This window comes from Poriferisphaera sp. WC338 (genome assembly GCF_050931845.1).
In the GTDB taxonomy this organism is placed as follows: domain Bacteria; phylum Planctomycetota; class Phycisphaerae; order Phycisphaerales; family Phycisphaeraceae; genus Poriferisphaera.
Genome location: NZ_CP194516.1, coordinates 2,643,715 through 2,662,553, shown reverse-complemented (window position 1 = coordinate 2,662,553; position 18,839 = coordinate 2,643,715). Strand labels below are relative to the sequence as shown.

Annotated in this window: 15 protein-coding genes; 3 read left to right on the top strand and 12 right to left on the bottom strand. The window is 50.3% G+C overall.

Annotation, left to right across the window (positions count from 1 at the left end):
- Positions 1–37: 37 nt before the first annotated feature.
- On the bottom strand, positions 38–1,546 hold the full coding sequence (gene rimO / locus ACQ6WK_RS10915; protein ID WP_432797416.1) for a 30S ribosomal protein S12 methylthiotransferase RimO: 1,509 nt from the start codon (positions 1,544–1,546) through the stop codon (positions 38–40).
- A gap of 128 nt (positions 1,547–1,674) precedes the next feature.
- A complete protein-coding gene (locus ACQ6WK_RS10910; protein WP_432797415.1) occupies positions 1,675–2,715 on the bottom strand; it encodes a ZIP family metal transporter in 1,041 nt (346 codons plus the stop codon).
- A 662-nt stretch (positions 2,716–3,377) separates the two neighbouring features.
- Here ACQ6WK_RS10910 and rho point away from each other — a divergent pair.
- Both rho and ACQ6WK_RS10900 read left to right on the top strand, forming a co-directional pair.
- Positions 3,378–4,610, top strand: coding sequence for a transcription termination factor Rho (gene rho, locus ACQ6WK_RS10905; RefSeq protein WP_432797414.1), 1,233 nt, complete (start codon positions 3,378–3,380; stop codon positions 4,608–4,610).
- 362 nt (positions 4,611–4,972) lie between these two features.
- On the top strand, positions 4,973–5,731 hold the full coding sequence (locus ACQ6WK_RS10900) for a choice-of-anchor K domain-containing protein (protein ID WP_432797413.1): 759 nt from the start codon (positions 4,973–4,975) through the stop codon (positions 5,729–5,731).
- Between the two features lie 64 nt (positions 5,732–5,795).
- Here ACQ6WK_RS10900 and thiE read toward each other — a convergent pair whose 3' ends face one another.
- The 9 genes from thiE to scpB all read right to left on the bottom strand — a co-directional run bounded on the left by thiE (position 5,796) and on the right by scpB (position 16,451).
- The gene (gene thiE / locus ACQ6WK_RS10895) at positions 5,796–6,833 is read right to left on the bottom strand and encodes a thiamine phosphate synthase (RefSeq protein WP_432797412.1); all 1,038 of its coding nucleotides are present in this window, start codon (positions 6,831–6,833) and stop codon (positions 5,796–5,798) included.
- A gap of 14 nt (positions 6,834–6,847) precedes the next feature.
- Positions 6,848–7,489 (bottom strand): lipid-A-disaccharide synthase N-terminal domain-containing protein, encoded by a 642-nt coding sequence (locus ACQ6WK_RS10890; protein ID WP_432797411.1) that lies wholly within the window; start codon positions 7,487–7,489, stop codon positions 6,848–6,850.
- A gap of 79 nt (positions 7,490–7,568) precedes the next feature.
- Positions 7,569–8,090 (bottom strand): hypothetical protein, encoded by a 522-nt coding sequence (locus ACQ6WK_RS10885; protein WP_432797410.1) that lies wholly within the window; start codon positions 8,088–8,090, stop codon positions 7,569–7,571.
- A gap of 12 nt (positions 8,091–8,102) precedes the next feature.
- Positions 8,103–8,879, bottom strand: a complete 777-nt coding sequence (locus ACQ6WK_RS10880) for a glycosyltransferase (protein ID WP_432797409.1) — start codon at positions 8,877–8,879, stop codon at positions 8,103–8,105.
- A gap of 86 nt (positions 8,880–8,965) precedes the next feature.
- Complete coding sequence (locus ACQ6WK_RS10875) at positions 8,966–11,044, bottom strand: ArnT family glycosyltransferase (protein ID WP_432797408.1); 2,079 nt, start codon at positions 11,042–11,044, stop codon at positions 8,966–8,968.
- A gap of 213 nt (positions 11,045–11,257) precedes the next feature.
- On the bottom strand, positions 11,258–13,594 hold the full coding sequence (locus ACQ6WK_RS10870) for a DUF4129 domain-containing transglutaminase family protein (protein ID WP_432797407.1): 2,337 nt from the start codon (positions 13,592–13,594) through the stop codon (positions 11,258–11,260).
- Positions 13,594–14,883 (bottom strand): DUF58 domain-containing protein, encoded by a 1,290-nt coding sequence (locus tag ACQ6WK_RS10865; protein ID WP_432797406.1) that lies wholly within the window; start codon positions 14,881–14,883, stop codon positions 13,594–13,596. The genes ACQ6WK_RS10870 and ACQ6WK_RS10865 overlap by 1 nt, the downstream gene beginning before the upstream one ends.
- 284 nt (positions 14,884–15,167) lie before the next feature.
- Entirely contained in the window at positions 15,168–15,650 is a 483-nt protein-coding gene (locus tag ACQ6WK_RS10860; RefSeq protein WP_432797405.1) for a hypothetical protein, read from the bottom strand.
- 129 nt (positions 15,651–15,779) lie between these two features.
- The gene (gene scpB, locus ACQ6WK_RS10855; RefSeq protein ID WP_432797404.1) at positions 15,780–16,451 is read right to left on the bottom strand and encodes an SMC-Scp complex subunit ScpB; all 672 of its coding nucleotides are present in this window, start codon (positions 16,449–16,451) and stop codon (positions 15,780–15,782) included.
- Positions 16,452–16,648: 197 nt separating this feature from the next.
- Between scpB and ACQ6WK_RS10850 the strand changes: the two genes are divergently transcribed.
- A complete protein-coding gene (locus ACQ6WK_RS10850) occupies positions 16,649–17,542 on the top strand; it encodes a cation diffusion facilitator family transporter (RefSeq protein ID WP_432797403.1) in 894 nt (297 codons plus the stop codon).
- A 41-nt stretch (positions 17,543–17,583) separates the two neighbouring features.
- Here ACQ6WK_RS10850 and ACQ6WK_RS10845 read toward each other — a convergent pair whose 3' ends face one another.
- On the bottom strand, positions 17,584–18,390 hold the full coding sequence (locus ACQ6WK_RS10845; protein ID WP_432797402.1) for a peptidoglycan recognition protein family protein: 807 nt from the start codon (positions 18,388–18,390) through the stop codon (positions 17,584–17,586).
- Between the last annotated feature and the right edge of the window lie 449 nt (positions 18,391–18,839).

Here is an 18,839-nt window from a genome sequence, read left to right as displayed (position 1 = left end):
CTATGCTGATATTATTCTCCTGTTTCATCACAATTGTTTAGTGGGCGATATCCAAACTTACTCGCCGCTCGAGATCTGCTGTGGGTCGTGCGACAAGATCATATCCTGCGGCATCCACGATCTTGCACTTCACCACTTCGCCCGGTACCAACTCTTGTTGGCTTAGCACGTATGTCAATCCGTCAACCTGTGGTGCTTGGGCATGTGTGCGCCCCGCATACAAGATTCCTTCAAGCTCGTTGCCATCTTCATCGGCTAGGGCTTGTTCGGTAACGGTATCAATCAGTACATCACGTGCGACTTGTTCATTGGCTAGATGATTATTCCGTTCAAATACAATCTCTTGCTGCGCTCGCATCAGCTCATCAATCCGTCGTTCGATAATTTCATCTTCGATTGCGCCGCCTTGCTCGAACATCGTTCCTGCGACTGTGCCGGGTTCATGCGAATATCCAAATACGCCCATATTCTCGAAGCCGAAATCTTTTACGAATGTGACCAACTCTTGATGCTGCTCTTCGGTTTCACCGGGAAAGCCACTAATAAAGGTTGTGCGGATTGCTATTCCAGGTACGCGCTCACGTAATTTGCCCAGCAGTTCTTCAATCAGCTTTCGACTGGTAAATCGACGCATGTTATCCAATACCGGATCACTGATATGTTGCAGTGGGATGTCGATATACTTCACAACGTTTTCTAGCCGTGCAATAGCATCAATCATTTCATCCGTAAACTTTGACGGATACGCGTACATGAGCCGTACCCAGCCGCCTCCGTATTCACGCACCACGTCGTTCAAGCCACGCAGCATCCCCACTAACCCTTCGCCATCTCCCGCATAACCGACATCATCCCCGTAGCTCGTGGTGTCTTGTCCGATCAGATTCAATTCAAACGCACCATCGTTCATCAGTTCGCGGGCTTCATTCACGATCCGATCCAACGGTTTGCTTCGCATTTTTCCGCGGATTGATGGGATCGTGCAAAACGCGCAGTTCTGATTACATCCCTCACTGATTCGAAGATATGCATAGTGCCGTGGCGTAAGCCGGAGTCGCCCACCGTCCTCTTCAAAATATCCCTTCACGTCCGCATCAATGGCGCGGTGTTGTTTGGCGATCACTGAATTTGCGGCAATGCTCGAATACACCGGCAGCTCTACCGCAATATCTTTCTGTCCACCCTTTTGACCTGTAACGGCTTCAGTGATTCGGTCCCGGTCAAACACCCCGATCATCCCATCAACTTCCGGACACCAATCTAGAATTTTCGCACGGTGCCGTTGTACCAAGCAGCCTGCCACGATGACACGTTTCACGGCACCCGTTTTCTTCATTTCAACCGCTTGTTGTATTTCATCGATTGATTCTTGTTTCGAGGCCTCCAGAAACCCGCATGTATTGATCACCACCGCATCGGCTGCTTCGTCACTTGGCACCACCGCTAGGCCGTCCTCAGCTAACAGCCCCAGCATTTTTTCGCTATCAACAAGGTTCTTTGGACACCCCAAACTGACAAACGAGACCGTCTTGATCTCGTCAGCCATCACATCGTTTTTCTCTTGCAGGCTCTTATTCATAGGCGAAATAGTATACCGGCCGACAACCCCAATGTCCCGCAGCACTCATTCAGGGACCTATCCCTTATCTTTACTCTTTCACGAGCCAAAAATGATCAATGTGCGTGGTCGTCATGACTATCCGTTGATTCAGAGGCCTTCAGCATCTCCTGAACATGTTCCGGCAAAGTTTGCGTTGTGTGGTTATACCCAGCATGTGGATCCACCAACTCAGTCGTCGTGCTGCCATGTGCCCCGTGATCATGTCCTTCAAAAAGCAATACGCCGTAGGCCAATCCTAAACCCAACAGAAGAGCAAAGGACAAGCTGAATCGATCGTGATGATGAAACTGTATTTCGGGGAGCAGGTCGCTTAAGCTTACCACCAAGAACACGCCGGCTGAGAATGCGATGGCACATCCCACAAATGTATTGTCCGTCACCTCACCCGCCACACCAATGCCCGCCAAGAACAGAACTGCCCCTAACGGCACTGCTAATGCAAATAACATATTCACCACATGTCGCCAACCTTTTGACCATCCGCTAGCTGCCATCAGTGTTCCCAGCGTCATTGAATCAAATGGCTTGTGTAACACAACGACCATAAACACGCCAATTCCCGGCCAAAACGTGCCGCCATCACCCGCCATCGCTGCGGCGAGTGCAATCCCTGCAATCACGCTATGCAAGGTCAAACCCACAGCCGCACCGCTCCATGTCAGTTTATGCTCATGTGCTGTTCGGCTAATTTGCTCGTTGCCTTCCTTGTGTACTTCATGGCAACCACATTTGCCATGTACGTGTTTTTCAACTTCTTCCTTCACATCTGCCGGTGGGTTTTTGCACGAAGCATGATCAACATTTGCTTCCTCAACATCATGATGATGGAAGCAGAAGAACCGTTCCAAAAAGAACATGACCAACATCCCGATGATCACCCAATTGACAGCCTGACTTGCAGGCACCGCTCCTAAGGCTGTTGGCAGTAAATGTAAGAGCGCAATGCCCAAAATGAATCCTGCCACAAAGCTGATCGCGAATTGCATCCGTCGGTGGGTCAGTCTTACCAAGAAGGGGATGAACCCGCCTAAGAGCGACGCCCCGAGAATCACCACGCAATAGCCAACCAAGTAGAGATAAAAATTGTTGGACATGCTCAATATATACCTTCTAAGAAGTCAAGTTAATCCTTTGATTTCCATGATAATAGATTCTCAATAATAGGCAAGCATTTTCCCCAAACTTCCCAAAATCCTTCTCAATTCGATATTTAGCAGAAATCATCTCAATTTTGCCGATCATGGTTGAAAGGGCAACCCGGTTGCGGTAAAACAATATAATCTCCAGTGGGAAACCGCGATGACGCGGCTCTCAGTAAAATCACATTGCCAAAGGCACCTTGGGGAAGGTTGCCCACGTGGTGAAGCATTAACATTTTTCTTCACGATTTTGAGCAGGCTGTTTAGCCGCTCCCTCAGCAGTTGCGCGATCTGGTTTTTGATTTTGCGCTCTGACTGGCCGATTGTTGGCAATGTTGGATGGGGGACAGATTTGATTCATTCGTGGTTTATCGAGTGGTACTTTTTTAGTTAGGTTGTTTCCGATCTCGCAGCAATTCATGCTTGCGCGGTCAAGGGTATGGAGACAGAAAGCAGTGGCTGAGCACCAGGTACGGTCACTTGCCCTTTTTCAAAGACAAGGCAAATCGCTTTTCAACACCCTCGGAGGCGCTGGCATACCCGCTGGCATGGTTGAAACGATGACGCCACGTGCTGCGTCCCTGGTATGCAGCTCGTGACCCAAATAAGCACTTAAAATGAAGACTCAATCTGGGATACTTGAGATATCCACACGTGTCGATGGCAGACTTCGCCAGCTCGATCAGACATTCATCGCAAATGCTGATGATCCTGTCATCCCCGCGCAGCTCATTGATCGATTCGATCTGCGATCCGGGCATTTCATCGAAGTTGAGCTTGGCAAGCCTATGGGCGGTTCCAACAATCAGAAGAATCGCAAGGGGCATCGCAACAATCACAAGCAGCAGAAGCAAAAGCGTCCGAAGCCAGATGCGATCGCGCCTTCTGCATTGCGTGTCACCAAGATCCTCAAGATCGATGGGCAGGATCCGTCCGAATTCGTTAAAACGGAGCAACGTAAATACGAGGATCTCACCACCATCGACCCGCAGCCTCGGCTTACACTTGAATATCCCGGTTGCCCCGCGGCTTGCCGACTCATCGACCTCTTCTGCCCCATTGGCTACGGGCAGCGCGGCATGATCGTCTCACCACCCAAAGCGGGCAAAACCACACTTCTGCAAAACATCGCCTTTGCCATCCAGAAAAACCATCCCGAAATCGAGACGATTGCGCTACTCATTGACGAGCGGCCAGAAGAAGTCACCGATTTCCGCCGCAACGTCCCTTGTAAAGTTTGGGCCTCTTCTAACGATCATACGCCCGAACGTCACATCGGCCTCGCCATCACCGCCATCGACCGTGCTCGCCGATGGGCAGAGCAGGGCAAAGATGTTGTTATCCTCCTCGATTCATTGACCCGCCTTGGCCGTGCGTTTAACACTGCTCCGCACCTCCAGAACACTGGCCGTACGTTGTCTGGTGGCCTTGATGCCGGAGCGCTTTCAATCCCGAAACAAATTTTTGGTGCTGCCCGTAAGTTTGAAGAAGGCGGCTCACTCACCATCATCGCTACCGCGCTGGTCGATACCGGCTCCCGCGGCGACCAAGTCATCTTTGAAGAATTTAAAGGCACTGGCAACATGGAACTCATCCTCGATCGTAAGATCGCTGAGATGCGCGTCTTCCCTGCGATTGACCTTGCCGCCTCCGGCACACGTAAGGAAGAAAAACTTATGAGTGATCATGAAATCACGACGATCAACGCGCTGCGTCGCCGCCTGCTGAATATGCCACCTGTGCAGCAAGTCGAGCAATTGTTGAAGGCAATGGAACGCTTCCCCACCAATGGTGATCTTGTTGGCAATCCGCAATCCCCCGCTTCTAACCAAGCCGCTGCTAGAGCGTAACTTTTCTACCACGCTCAATATCACCCATTTAAGACTATTAACTCAGGTCCACGAGCCTGAGTTTTTTATAGTTGTCACAAGCGTCGCCCGACATGATCGCCATTAATCAATCACTTCATCCTCGCTTCTCGCCTTCCCTAATACATACAACTTCACATTCGGGGTTTCGCTAGCGCGCCCCGCATAACTCATATCAATAAATCCATCGTTCAAAGTAGAAACATCACGCTGAGCAACTACGATTCACCGCAAGCACATTTATTTGTTAGGTTACGAAGGGTTTGCGCTCAGGAATCGCAGTTTCGTTAGACGGCAGTACAACGCATGGATGCACTGATTTATCACGTACATAGGTCGCCATAATGAAAAAAAACACATTGACAAAATCGATTAAATACATCGTTATTTCAGCTTTCGTGCTTGCATTCGTTTCGCTTGCTAGCGCCGAATCGTTTAGTGGAAAATCTCGTGTTTCATCTATCTATCGCCCCAACACACCTGAGAATGCAGGCAGTACATATGAACGCGAAAACTACGTTAACCTTTATCTCGGCGACACTATCAGTGGCGACCGTAATCAAGGTGACATACTCATAAGCAATACAAGCTATCAAAGCTACGGCACGGTCGACCTTGATGAAGTCTTTCAGCTCGGCCAACTCACATATACTAACGGTCTCGAAACCATCGACGGCACAACACCCGAAACACTGACTTCAGTTGTTGTTGCACAAATCAACGGCACATACCGCCAATTCCAATTCAATATCGGCGTCGATAACGGTGAAGGTGGCGGCCAAGACGAAATCGCAATCATTCCCGAAAGCACCATTAACGATAATTACCTCTACAACGCCAACGGTACTTCCTATACTCTTGAGTTGCTTGGCTTTGGAACATCTGCTGACAATATTGTCGATTCAATACTTTCAGGAAACATCGGCGAAACCACAAACTTCAATGCCTATGGCCGTCTCGTTGACTACAATCAATATCTTGCTGAACTGGAAGCGCAGCAGACTGCTTCGGTTGCAGTCCCCACCCCCGCCGCACTTCCTATTGGTATCATTGCGCTCATTGCATTTTCATGCCGTCGGAAACACAGTACTCGTTCGGCATAAAAATACATATAGAAAATGAATTAAACAACCCATGCAAACGTATGGGTTGTTTTTTTGAATGTTACTAATTGCAGAAATACTTCACTATTTCCCTCGCCACTTCACCCGGCTTTTCCGCCCCACAAATCACACTGCTCACTGCAACACCCTTACACCCAACCTTCACAAGCTCGCTAACCTTCACCGTCTCGATTCCGCCAATCGCAACGCCCGGCAAACCACCCCACTCAATAAACTTTCGTAAATATCCCGGCCCCACAATCACCTTCTTCTCCTTCGTCGTCGTCGGATACATCGGCCCAACGCCACAATAATCCGCCCCCATTTCTAATCCGCGCTTAGCATCTTCAATACAACTCGTACTTACGCCAACAAGCAACTGTCTGCCCACCAACCGTCGTACTTCATCCACTGGCAAATCACCTTGTCCAACATGCACACCATCCGCACCAGCCAACATCGCAACGTCCGGTCGATCATTCACAACAACCGCAACACCATCGTCGTGACATATCTGCACAACCTCCCTCGCATGCGCAAGCAGTTCACCACTTTCCATTTCCTTCTCTCGCACCTGCACACAATCAACTCCCCCAGCAATCGCTTTCCGCAAAACAATATTCCACGCATGATGCTTGCACAACTTCTTTGTGAGTAGCAAACATAACTTCCACTGTTTCCGTGACATGCTCCCCATCGCCATGTTGAGCTTCTGCTCAATTGCATATCCACGGTATCGCAATTGCTCGATTTCACTGGGCAGTTTTGCGCCTTCATTGTCACCTAAAACTTTGCTGTATTCTTCGATGGCGCGGAGTGCTTCGCTGAGGCGTTTGCTGGCGGCGATGACCACTTCGTCTGCACTTTCCCGTTCATACTCACGTACTGTTTTAATCTGCGTACCGACATCACCTGTTGTGTCCCGGTTTGCTTCCAAGCCGTCTATCTGTGAGATAGATGCAGCGAAATCATGTCGCAAGGATTTGATCTGCTCGCACAGTTTGGCATCACCCAGTAGAAAGCGAGCGGATTCCTCCATCACGCGCAGTGCTTCGCGGACCCGGTTGGCATTGGCATCAATGATTCGTTTGACATTTGGCATCACGCTTCTCCTGGTTAGGATTCAGTTGTGCCGTTGACGTCTGTTCCCAGATTTCCTTCTTGCGTGTCTTCGTAGGTGTCGTGGTCGGCCGGCTTGAGATAGATGAAATACAGGTTGCGTGTGTAGATGAGCCAACCAGTGCTTTGACCAATGATGCCGACGACATCCTTTCGCCAGACAAAGTAGAGCAGGAGCATACTTGCCCCAGCTAACGCCATCCACCAGAATGCGACAGGTACCACGCTTTGCCGTTTTTTTTCCGAGGCGATGATTTGCACGATCATGCGGCCGGCGAAGACGAGTTGTCCGAGGAGTCCGAGGACGACCCAGCCGACGGTGTGGATGCTGGTGATGTTGAAGACTTTGACCAGCACGCGCGTCCAGAACCCTTGTGCTTGGTGTTCTTTGTAGATTGCGGCGGCAAAAGTATCGGGCGACATCTGGCTTGTGGTCCCCTCGAAGTTCTTGACTTCATAAGCAATCTTGCCGCCTTCCTCGATGAGCTTGGCGCTCTTGAGATTGGCAGGGAAGGTACGGATGTTGATGGTATTGATCGCATCGACGAGCGAGAGGCAGCCCCAAACAGTTCCGGCAATGGCGATCGCGCCAATGATGCTGCAGATGATTACGCGTGTTTTTGTGATCTTGAGTTTCAAAATGGTTCTCGTGTAACAAATGGGTCGTGGATTTTCTCAAGCAGCTTCGCCGCATCGTTTCTGTTTCGCATGATACAGTTTATTCATCCTCTTCATCAAAAAAGAACTGTTTGAACTTCGTGTAGAGATAGCCATCCGCTAACATGGTCATAATATCGAGTTGTTCTGGTCCGAGCGATCTCAGCAGATTCTTCTCGGCTTCAGTAAGATCAGGGTTCTCGGGGTTTCGCATCAGTGCTTCGGCATATATTTCTGCCAATTTACGATTGATATTTGCGATACGCTCGACAGGTGCCTTATAACGATCTGAAATATTCGGATGTTTCGTCAAGGATTTGCGGGCAAGTTTTTCAGTACCAAGAAATGAGATATAAGAACGATAAATAGCTTTTGACTTGCGGGTTGTTGCATACTCAGCGGGTATTTGATCGTCAGAGATGTGGCGATTATTGATGACATCATTTGCATAGGCTGCTTGAACAATCACCACTTCACGATGAAATTGGCTGTTGATTCGATATTGCCGGTAAATAATGCCCCCAAGGCATAACGCCACCAAAAATACAGCCAGTAAGATAATCTTTCCTCGGTGCTTTTTCATGCCTCAAAAAATCTATGGTTTTATCTTCTGGACGGAGGTATCGCGGTGTCGTTTGAACATCCAGCGGACGGCAAAGAGATCCCAGAAGCCGGACCAGCCGCGTGTCATGATGCCGAAGCCGTATTTGGTTTCACCGGCCACACGTGGGCGGTGGTTGACATCAATTTCAACAACCTTTGCGCCGAGCATGTTGGCGTAGGCGGGCAGAAAGCGGTGAACGCCCTTGTACTGTAATGGGTATTGTTTCGCGATGGATGATCTTAACACACGGGCGCTGCAGCCTGTGTCGCGGATTCTGTCGCCGAGGATCATGTGTCGGAATTTGCGGCCGATGATGCTGGTGAGTTTGCGGATGACGTTGTCTTGTCGATCTTTGGAGCGATCGCCTTGCACCATGTCGATGGAAGGGTCGGCTTTGATCCGGTCGAGCATGGTCTTAAGGTCGGTGGGGTCGTTTTGTAGGTCGGCGTCGAGGGTGGCGACGAATTCGCCGCTAGCGGCTTGGATGCCGGCGAACATGGCGGAGCTTTGGCCTTGCGCTTTGGGGCGGTGGAGGATGACGAGCCAGTCGCGCGTGGCGGCCAGTTCTTTGAGCTTGGCAAGGGTGGCGTCGCTGGACCCATCGTCGACGATGATCAACTCGGCATTGATGTTGTGGGCGCGGACGCCTTTTTCAACCTCTTTGGTGAGCGGTCCGACATTGTCTTCTTCGTTGAGCGCGGGGATGACGATGGAGAGGTCATAGTCCCATGCGCATGATTGGTTTTGCACTGCTTGGCTGCTGGCCATCTGCATCTTCTTTGCTGGAGGGTGGTCGGCTGTGAGTCATGTTGCCTCGCGGTGACATCGTGGCGGGGCGGTTCACAGACATGGGGTCAGGGTTGATCGGCGGCAGGTGTGGGCGTTGATTGGTTTGCTTCGTTCGCCCGCGTGGCCGATGAATCCGAGGGGGACGGTACGGCCTGCTGCTGCGTTACGTCAGGTATTGTACCGACCTTTCGTGCTTCTGTTCGGCTGGCCCAGAGGCTGACTTTGGCGCCCATGTAATTACCGACCAATGTGTAGCCGGCAGGTGGTTCAATCGGCGGTGTGCCTGGCGTTTGGTATGGCGTCACGAGGAAGAGCGCGGTGCCTTGTAGGGCCAGACTTTCAGCTTGATCGCGTGGGATCTCCGGGATGGATTTGTTGGCATACAGCAACAAGATCGGGTTGGGTTGCTCATCGAGGAAGTAGACTGGGGCCGGGCCGGTGATGAGCCCGAGCGAATGGGCACCGTGTTTTATTCCGCTGACAAAGATCGGCCCGCGAACAAAGGGGATCATGATCGTGGTATACGCGGAGATGCCCCAGACGGCCCAGAAGATGACCGCGCCAACTGGGTAATTCTTTATGGCAGAACGACTTCCGACAAAAAGTAGGCCGATGAGCGCGGTGCCCACGCCTGCCCAATAGGTCCAGTGCATATCTTGGCTGAAGATGGTCGTGGTGTAGCCATAGCGGATGAGGATTGGCTCAAGATAGAGCGCGAGCGGAGCCATGATGGAGATGATCAACAGCAGGCCAATGTGCGGCCAGCGGAGGATTCGCCAGAACCGTGCAAAGCGTCCTTCGGCGGCAAGTTCTGTGTACTGGCGGAACATCTGCCCGACGAGGATGGCAAAAACCGGGAGTGTAAGCAGTGCAGTGGAGAGGATTTGTTCATTGGGTTGCATCAGTACCAGCACGATCATGGTCAGATACCATGTCCAGCCGAGGAACATTCGCAAGCGGGCACCCGAAGAGGAGGTGCTGAAAGGCTGCACGATCCCGCCAATTAGCCAAAACATCCAAGGCAGGGTGATCAGCAGCAGCGTGAGTAGGCGAATGCCAAGCAGAGCACCAATGTGCTGGAGTGTGTGGAGATCGGTTGGGGCGACATCTTGTAGCCACAGCATCCAGCCTTCTGGAGCCTGTTCATGGACGTACAGCACCCACGGCGTGATCAGCAAGGCCGCAATGAGGATTGAAGCAAGCAATCCGAGCAGGTGTGAGGCGCGGTGCGGGCAGAGGATCATGATGATCAGCAACGGGAAGAGGATTTGAGCCGCAAGGGCCGGGCCGCCGGTGAGGATGGCCATGCCGAGAGAGAGGCCGCAAAGGGACCAGCCGATGGCCTGGCGTTCAAGTACGGCAGTAGGTCGCAGTGGCCGTACGGACCAGAGTGCCCCTGCAATGGAAAGCATCATAAAAGCGAGTGTGGGCATATCCGATGTACCCAAGCGGGCATAGTGCAGGAAGATCGGATTTGAGGCGAGGATGCCTGTGGCAAAGAGCGCGGTCAGAACGTTGCCGCCAATGCTGAACCCTGCCCAGTAAACAGCAGCAAGTGCAAGCAGCGCAAAGCCTGCGGAAGTTAGTCGCGCACTGGTGATGTATTGTTGTGGATATTCAACCTGACCCCAAAGATCGCTGAGCCAGTAGCCGATCATCTGCAACCATGTGCCAGCTGGAGGTGCGTGAAGCAGTTGTTCGCCGTTGTAAACCGGCACAAACGGCTCGAGCGTGAAGCCCTCTGGCGGGACGAGGTACAATCGGCGTAAGGTTTCCGAACTGGTGCTGATTGCACGGGCCTCTTCAGCGAAGATGACATCACCCCGGTTGAGGTCAAGATAGATCGGTGCTGCGACAACGCAGAGTGAGAAAATCAGTAACAACCAGATTGTTAATTTGCTTCGTCGACGAGGGGGTGTGGATAAATCTACCGGCCGTGTTGTACTGGGTTGGCTTGGATGAATCGGTGAAGGCGTAGCCGGGTGTTGTGTAGGAAATGTTGCAGCGTCTGGCTCCGGGTGAACGAGCGGGATCGTGCCGTCATCATTTGGTGATTCCGGCCGATCAATCTTCGAAGCCTCATCCTCTTTAGGGTTCGGTTCGATGGGGTCTTTATCTGGATGTGGCGAGGCGTCATTCATCATGTTCTAATCAGTCCGCTTCGACAAGCTGGCGACGAGAGATTGTAATCTGATCATGTGCGGCTTGCGAGGATATACCTTTAAGATGCGTTTCTAAAGCCATTGTACGTCGCAGCACATCAAAGCGCGAGAATTGTAAGTATATTCATCGCCGTTGTAGATATTTTCGGTGTAATCAAGGATTGCCCCAGAAATAATAAGGGCATGATCGAGGATTTAGCCTGGTGACGTTGCAGTGGCTGGCGTTTTAATTTTGCCAAGTAGCGCCGACTCCAGTGTCTTGAGTTGCTGTTTGATGGACAGCTTGCGAGCAGCATCAAAATCACGGTGGCCAAAACGGATCTCGTAGAACTGTTCAGTCAGGTCGATCACAATACCAAACTTCTCCGGATTTTTTTCTGCAAGCTCTTTGGCAAATCGCGCGGGAGACATCCAATCGGGTCGCGAATGACCATGTCTTTCAAGCAGGTCAAGCATGTGAAGATAAAAACGAAGACGTTTGAGTAGTGTGCGTCGTTGCACACGGGGCAGAGCTGTCAGTTGAAGTGCTTGCGTTCGCCTACGTTTAGCAGCTGCCATGCGAATTAGCGATGCGATACAAATAAACAGCAAGACAATAATGATGCCAGCCAGCGTGTAGTGCATGCGCTCAAGTCGCCAGTTCTGTGGCAGTTCTTTAAAGAACGTAATTACTTTCACGAACCAAGAGTTCTCCGTCTTTACGTTCTCAACGGATTGTTTGGCACGGTCCATGACCTGTTTGTGTTTATTCGCGTCATATGACACCACTGACTTAATCCAGAGAAATTCGAGATGTTCATAAAGCTGACGCAATGAGCCAAGTACACCAGTATCTGCTGCATGTTCTTCCGCTACTTCACTGGGTGGTGTTGGATCAAATGTTATCCATCCAGATAGTGGTCCCGGACGTACTTCTGCCCATGCATGTGCATTTTTCATCCGCACCACATAATATCCGCCAAGGCTGTTGTAGTCTGAAGCACGATAGCCCGTTACCAGTCTTACTTGCATGCCGATCGATCGACACATAGCTGCGAAGCCTGCAGCAAAAAGTTCACAATGTCCCTGACGATGATCGAAGAGGAAAGATATGATCGGATCCTGTGATTCAACAGTTGGATTCTCAAGGGAGTACGTGTAGTTATGGATGAGGTAATCTGAGATTGTTTGTGCAATCAGTAAGTCATCTGGTGTATAGAGTGCTTCTGGATCCCGAGATAAACCATATTCTTTAAGAATGTTTTGCGTAAATTCCGAAACACGCTCCGGCTGTACCCGCCAACCACGCGCATATTTGCTCATAAGATTGTCTTCGTTGCGGTCGCCATGCATATCCCAATCCGACTGTTGTACGAGCGTTTTTCGCAGGGCAGCATAGGCATATGCAAGTCTGTCAGATGTATTGGGGGGTGAGGTTGTGGTGTACATCAGCACGCCGGATTTACTTTCCGGGTTGGATACCTGTTGATCAAGTGCGCTGAACGTAATGCGTTCAAAGTGCTGAGATTCGATGCGCGTTATTGGATGAAGCGTGAAGAGGTTGGTTAGCACAGTTTGGCGGACGGTGAAGTCTGAAACGAGGCGATCTTCGTTGTTTGAACCGATTGCAACAAAATCTTTGATGTTTCCGAAAAGATAATAATTCTTATCAAACGTTCGCGGATAGCGTCCGCGGAGCCACATTTTTGTGTGCGGCTCGTATTTATCCTGAATTGCACCACGTATGAGCCAGTGTTGGTTTGAACTGCCGACGCGTTTATTGTTCTTGGTGATACGTAAGTTGATGACAGGGTCTTTGCTTTGCATCGTCGGCGCGCCATTGGATAAGTCAACGACATCCGAAAAGCCGGCTTGTTTGGCGTTATTGATCGCAGCAAGTTTAGCTGCCCAATCTGCTTTGTCTGATCTCGGAATGATGACGAATGTGCCAATGGCAACAATAGCGCAGACCGTTCCGACCGAGATGGCTGTTAATCTGAAGTGCCATTTGTAACCACGCGACACAATTGGCTTTGGTCGATGAACCGAGTTTCGATCGATTGCTGCTTTCTTGTTCGTGTCGAAGATTTGATCGTTGGTGAGTTTGAGCTGAAACAGCAAAACTGTAACCAGTGTCGTGATCGAATATACCGCGAGCAGCAAGCCATAGATCATCGAAACTGAGATCACCGATGCACCCACAATTTGTAGCATAGAAAGCACCATGAGTTGGCCATACTCACGGTTGGTTTTTTGTGCATACATCAAAATCAATTGCAACCAGATGGTGAAATGTCCCATCGCGATCGGGATTTGGTTCTTGAGCACGAAGATATCAATGAACAGCCATGCCACGGCGACAAAAGAAGCAAAATGAGTCAACCATTTGGATGTTGGTTTGCCGTGTGGTCCTTCAGCAATAAACCACGACAGCCAACCGATCGCACCAGTTAACACAAGCATGCCTGGATTGGCTTCTGCAATGCAAAATGCCACGATGCCGAGCATCACTTGGAAGAAAAGTGCTTTGCGGAATTTCTGCCTGTATCGCATTACGCTTTCCCCTCGGTTGGTTGCGGCGACAAATTGCTTTTATGTTGTTGCCGCTTTGATGTCGGCGCGTTACGCCGTGAGAGGATGTTACTCGCATCGTTAGATTGAATTACATAATGTTTGAAATCCATCGCCCCAAGTACTTGTGGTGACATGGGCGAAGTCGCATCTTTGCCGCGACCCGTGGTGATGATGGCTGCAGGTTCAAGATTAGAGACCGTATTGGCTGTGCCATTGGTCGAAATATCTAGTGAACTAAGCGTTTCGAGAATACGTGTACGATGTGGTAGCGAATGGTGGACTGGCAGAACCGGTCCGTTCACACCAACAAAAGTTAGCCCGACTTGGAAGCCATGAAAATAGGCGTCGCAAACCAGAGATGCAGCTAACGAGATCGCTCGTTCAACAAGTGCTTCTTTGATTTGATCCTCATTGAGCAAGGCTGGTTGTTTCTTGGATGTATTGGCTTTTTTAGACTCATTCGGCTTAGGCATCAGTTCATCGGTGAGTTCATGGATCTCTTCTTCGGTGAGATTTAATGTGTCCATTCGCAGGTCAAGTTGCACCATGAGGCGAGGCGGTGAGGGAAGCGTCATTTCGCGGATGACTTTATTGCCTGTTCGAGCAGTGCGTTTCCAGTCGACCATGCGGATTGGATCGCCTGGTCGGTATTCACGCAAACCGAAAAATTCTTCATGGCCACCCGATCGATCAATCTGTTTTTGTCCAGCAGGATTAGTATTCGAAATTGTTGTCGTGAGCCGTCTATCCATGCGATAGATTGTGGGGTAGATCAGAATGTTGGTTGGTTGCTCGAACTCAATCACCTTGTTGATAATGCCGAATGGAAAAGATGATGAGATATTGATGCGTTCAAATTGCAGGCTGCCGCGTTGTAATGGCCATGCTGGTGCTTCGGCCTGAATAGTTTGCATCGGCCCGAGATGTAAAAGCCATCCCAATGTTTGGCCTTTAAGTTTTTGCGGTTGTTGTGCGATCGGTCCGGCCTTGCGGTAGCCGTGGTATCCACGCCCCCAGTTTTCGGTGATGGAGACATTGAAAATAGATAGCCGAGAATCATTGGTAATGTGATATCGAATCAACAACTGTTGGTTGGCGATGGCATGCGAGGGGAGCAGCCGTTTCACTTGGATTTTACGGAGTGTTTGGAAAGTAACCAGAACTGAGATGGCAAATGACCCGATCAGCAGGCCAAATCCCCAGAAGAGTAGGTTGGCTTGTGTTTTTTCAGCTGCGCCCAGTAGCAACGCTGAGACAACCAGGAACATCAATCCTCCTTGGCCAAGTCGATAGCGTGTACGGTGTTTGGCTCGCTTCTTTTTCTTGCGAGGATGTCGTAAACCTACGAGGCGCAATGGCGAGTCCTTTTTGAACATGATGATTGTTGGCCGGAATTTGCGACTCTTAGTTTAATTGTTTGCTCTCAATACTGCGAATATTCTTTGGCCGTATTTTGTGTGACATGTTTCTTTTAAGACATCGCAGGCGGAAAATAAAAAAAGCACGCATTGAGGCGTGCTTGACGTGGTGATTTACATTATTTTGGCATGGATTATTTTTTCTCGTTCAGGTACGGCTTGCCCATCTCAAATGTTTCCTCAAGAAAGTTCGTGGGGCGTGATAACTTGCCCTCACCAGGTGCGAGTGTGATTAGCAATCGCTGATTCTGGCCGGGCAGTGGTAAAATACGCTGAACGGGTTTATACCCTTCGCATTCCGCAGTCACCAGTGCGTCATACATCAGTAGTCCTGCACCTTGTGCAGAGATTGGCAGTGAAAAAGATCCGCCACTTTGTGCGTATGTTGATCCCTGGTCGAGCGGTTTCATCGTTTCTGGATCTAGTGTTAGCGCCACTTTGGCGAGATTGATCCCGTTGTAGCCATCAGTCAGGCGGGGATCATCTTGATTCACCACGGCGATGCTCGATTCCGGGCCAGCGACCACGCGTCCTTGTAATGAACGTTGGCACCCAGCCAGAAAAAAAACAAGGCCAAGCAGCATCAGCGGAACGATCTTGCAACGAATGTCCATCATGGGTTGTTATCCGGTTTAATAGGTTGCGAAAACAAGGCAGGTCCGCGGATATAACGCAGTCCACATGATAACGGTTCGCGCAGTTTGGGTGTTAATGAAAAGATTGAGGCAATGCGATACGTTACTCGCTTATTCGATCGGTGTAAGCGATTCGGTATTTGGCAAATCTTTGAGCGAAGCAAGGCCAAAGATCTCAAGGAATTTCTTCGTTGTGCCATAAAGCATCGGGCGGCCGATCTCATCCGCTCGCCCCACAACTTTCACCAGATGCCGATCCATCAACCCTCGCAATACGTCCCCGCACGCAACTCCGCGGATCATTTCCACATCCACACGTGTCACCGGCTGCTTATAAGCTACGATCGCCAGCGTCTCAAGCTGCTGTGGTCGAAGTTTTGCTTCTGTTGCTTTTTGCTTGGTGATGCCCGCAAGCACATCGCCGAACTGCTGGAGGGTCATGATGCGGTATCCGCCTGCGACCGATTCAATCCGAAACGATCGCTCGGTTTGGCTGTAATGTGCATTCAGCCGATCGATTGCTTCGGTGATGATGTTTGCTGGGATGCCACCAAGGGCCGCGCCGACACGGGCAGCATTCATTGGCTGCGGCGAGGTCAGCAAGGCCGCTTCCACACGGAGATCAAGATCCTCTGGGATCTCGACGGGCTCCTGAGGTTCTGTCTGCTCACTTGCCTCAGCTGTTTCTGCTGCGGTATCTTCCTGAACCTCTGGCTCTGCCTGAGGTGCTTCCGCGTCTGCGGCCGGTTCCGTGACCTGATTGTCTTCCTTGGACTCACTCATGGTGGGATATGTTATGGGATGCCCACCAGAAGGGAAAGTTTGAATGGTTCGATTGTTCAGTGTCGCGTTTATCATCATTAAAATGTAGTTATCTGGCCACGATGAGGGGCAGCAAAGACTGGCGGCGATACTGATGTACCGATTCTGGTTGATCGGTCGACATTAGTGCAGTCATGGCAAGCAAAGATCAAAAGCAAGTGGAACGAGCAACTCTTCGTTTTTCGATCATCGGGGGGTTGTTTTTTATGGTCGTCGGTATTACTTGGGGATTGTGGATTGGATCCAGCATGATCCTTTTTGATGGGCTCTATTCAGTACTTGGTGTGATGCTGACAAGCCTTTCCGCCTATGTCAGTAGCTTGGTCATGAAGCCAGATGATGAGCGATTTCCTTTCGGACGCCAACAGTTCATTCCGTTTGTACTCATGTTACGTGCCGCAGTTCTTTCTTCGCTTTGCTTGTTTGCAGGATTAAGTTCGTTGCTGGTGATATTGTCTGGTGGGCGTGAGGTCAACGCGGCTTCCGCCGTGGTCTATGCGATCGTTTCAACGGGGGGTTGCTTGTGTTTTTGGCTATATTTACGATCAGCCCGTCAACGTTTACAAAGCGATGTTGTGGATGTCGAAAGCAAGCAATGGCTAATGGATACGATGTTAAGTGGAGCGGTGCTTGTTGGTTTTGTCATTAATCTTTTGGTATTAGGTACGCGGCTAGATTGGCTGTCATATTACATTGATTCAGGCATGGTATTCATTGCATGCTTGATTTTTTTGCCTATGCCGATTGGTAAGATGATCGTATGCATTCGTGAATTGCTGGTGATGGGTGTCGGGAGTGCATACAGGAATAGGATTAATCATGCTGTGCGAAACGTGCTTGAAAAACATGATTTAGATCGATTTGCTTTGCGTGCAGCCAAGGGCGGGGACATGATAACCATTGAGGTTGATATTGTGTTGCCAGAAGAGTTTGTGATCCAACACGTTGGTGTGCTGGATAGGATTCGTGAAGAGATCAAAGATGCAATCAGTTTTGTTGGCGAACCGATCTGGTTAAGCGTTGCGTTCACTGGCGATGAGAAATGGTTGTAAGTGAGCTTTAGAGCGTGTGCATATATTCACGTCAACCACAATCATGCGAAATGCCCGGCAGAACGTAGTGCTGCGATGCGCGTCTGTAAATTCCGTCCTGGGCAAGCGGTTGGTACTAACTCACGATGTGTATAGATCCGTGACACTGGCACGCCATATCTGCGACGGAGTGTGCGGAGTGATGTTTGCAAAGCGGAAAGCTGTGCTGCGGACGGATACTGTTTTTCAAAATTGCCCAGCAACATGATTCCGATGTTGTTTGGGTTGTTCGCCCGGACATGGGCGCCTTGATACTGAATGGGTCTTCCCTCCCACACACGGCCTGCTCGGTCAATGATGTAGTGATATCCGATATCGCCCCAGCCTTTGGATTTGGTATGCCCCTTGTGGATCAGTGCCAAACGTTCAACGGTCGCGCTTTGACTGGTTGTTTGAAATAGTGTCCAACCTTCGTGATGTACTGTGATTTTATTGATCCGCCCCATTTTGCTGACACGCCCTTTGATCGGTTGCGTTCTGGTCCACTGTGAACGTGGGATCGGGTTGAACGTTGAAGTTGAGATATTTGCTGTTGGTGTGGTATGGGTTGCACGCGGGATTTTGATGGTGCGTTGCGTATGGGTGATGTTGGGTCTGGGGACGGGCTTTTTGCTTGCTGATGTTGAAGCAGCATAGGTTTTGCGACGGGAAGTCGGGGCTGCCGACGATGGCCAGCTTACAGATGGGCGTGTGATGTAGCTTGGCGTGCTGCCAGCGCAGCCAGTCAAAAATGCCGCACACGATGCAAGCAGCAAAGTTCGCCGCGAGAGATTCAGTGAAGCCGGGAGACGGGGGTGATCGTTGTTCACGGGAGCCTTTCTCAGCGGGACAGAGGGAACACATGCGTTCATTGGTGGTACAGCGGATGGTGTGGGGTGTGATAGCGCAACAATAACGCTGCGATGTTCTGTTATCGGCAAGATCAATGGGTGAAGAAGAATTTCTTTGCGCGCAGCTCGGTTAGTTTGTAGCGAGTGTTGTGGTGCTTGACAGATCTTCTGCTGGGAAAGCAGGAGTTTCGGTTTTGCGCTGTGCAAGCAAGACGAGATTATCTGGATCGTCCGATTGAGCTGGGTTAGACATGGGGTGCCACGGTTTTGAATGGACCAAAAGTGAAAGCAATTGTTGTGATGTGAACAAGTTCAGCGGATCAGTCATAGATTCACCGCGAGGTGGGGCTGCCCGCGTGACGAGGATAAGGTATTTATGATCGCCTTCGCCAAGAAGTTCATGTGCAAAATTTAGTAGCGACACCGGA

Excerpts from the sequence above, each read along its gene's own strand:
- thiE (WP_432797412.1), bottom strand. The coding sequence starts at position 6,833 with ATGCCAAATGTCAAACGAATCATTGATGCCAATGCCAACCGGGTCCGC.
- ACQ6WK_RS10910 (WP_432797415.1), bottom strand. The coding sequence starts at position 2,715 with ATGTCCAACAATTTTTATCTCTACTTGGTTGGCTATTGCGTGGTGATT.
- scpB (WP_432797404.1), bottom strand. The coding sequence starts at position 16,451 with ATGAGTGAGTCCAAGGAAGACAATCAGGTCACGGAACCGGCCGCAGAC.
- rho (WP_432797414.1), top strand. The coding sequence starts at position 3,378 with ATGAAGACTCAATCTGGGATACTTGAGATATCCACACGTGTCGATGGC.
- ACQ6WK_RS10860 (WP_432797405.1), bottom strand. The coding sequence starts at position 15,650 with ATGATGGACATTCGTTGCAAGATCGTTCCGCTGATGCTGCTTGGCCTT.
- ACQ6WK_RS10870 (WP_432797407.1), bottom strand. The coding sequence starts at position 13,594 with ATGCGATACAGGCAGAAATTCCGCAAAGCACTTTTCTTCCAAGTGATG.
- ACQ6WK_RS10880 (WP_432797409.1), bottom strand. The coding sequence starts at position 8,879 with ATGGCCAGCAGCCAAGCAGTGCAAAACCAATCATGCGCATGGGACTAT.
- rimO (WP_432797416.1), bottom strand. The coding sequence starts at position 1,546 with ATGGCTGACGAGATCAAGACGGTCTCGTTTGTCAGTTTGGGGTGTCCA.
- ACQ6WK_RS10885 (WP_432797410.1), bottom strand. The coding sequence starts at position 8,090 with ATGAAAAAGCACCGAGGAAAGATTATCTTACTGGCTGTATTTTTGGTG.
- ACQ6WK_RS10865 (WP_432797406.1), bottom strand. The coding sequence starts at position 14,883 with ATGTTCCTGGTTGTCTCAGCGTTGCTACTGGGCGCAGCTGAAAAAACA.
- ACQ6WK_RS10875 (WP_432797408.1), bottom strand. The coding sequence starts at position 11,044 with ATGATGAATGACGCCTCGCCACATCCAGATAAAGACCCCATCGAACCG.
- ACQ6WK_RS10900 (WP_432797413.1), top strand. The coding sequence starts at position 4,973 with ATGAAAAAAAACACATTGACAAAATCGATTAAATACATCGTTATTTCA.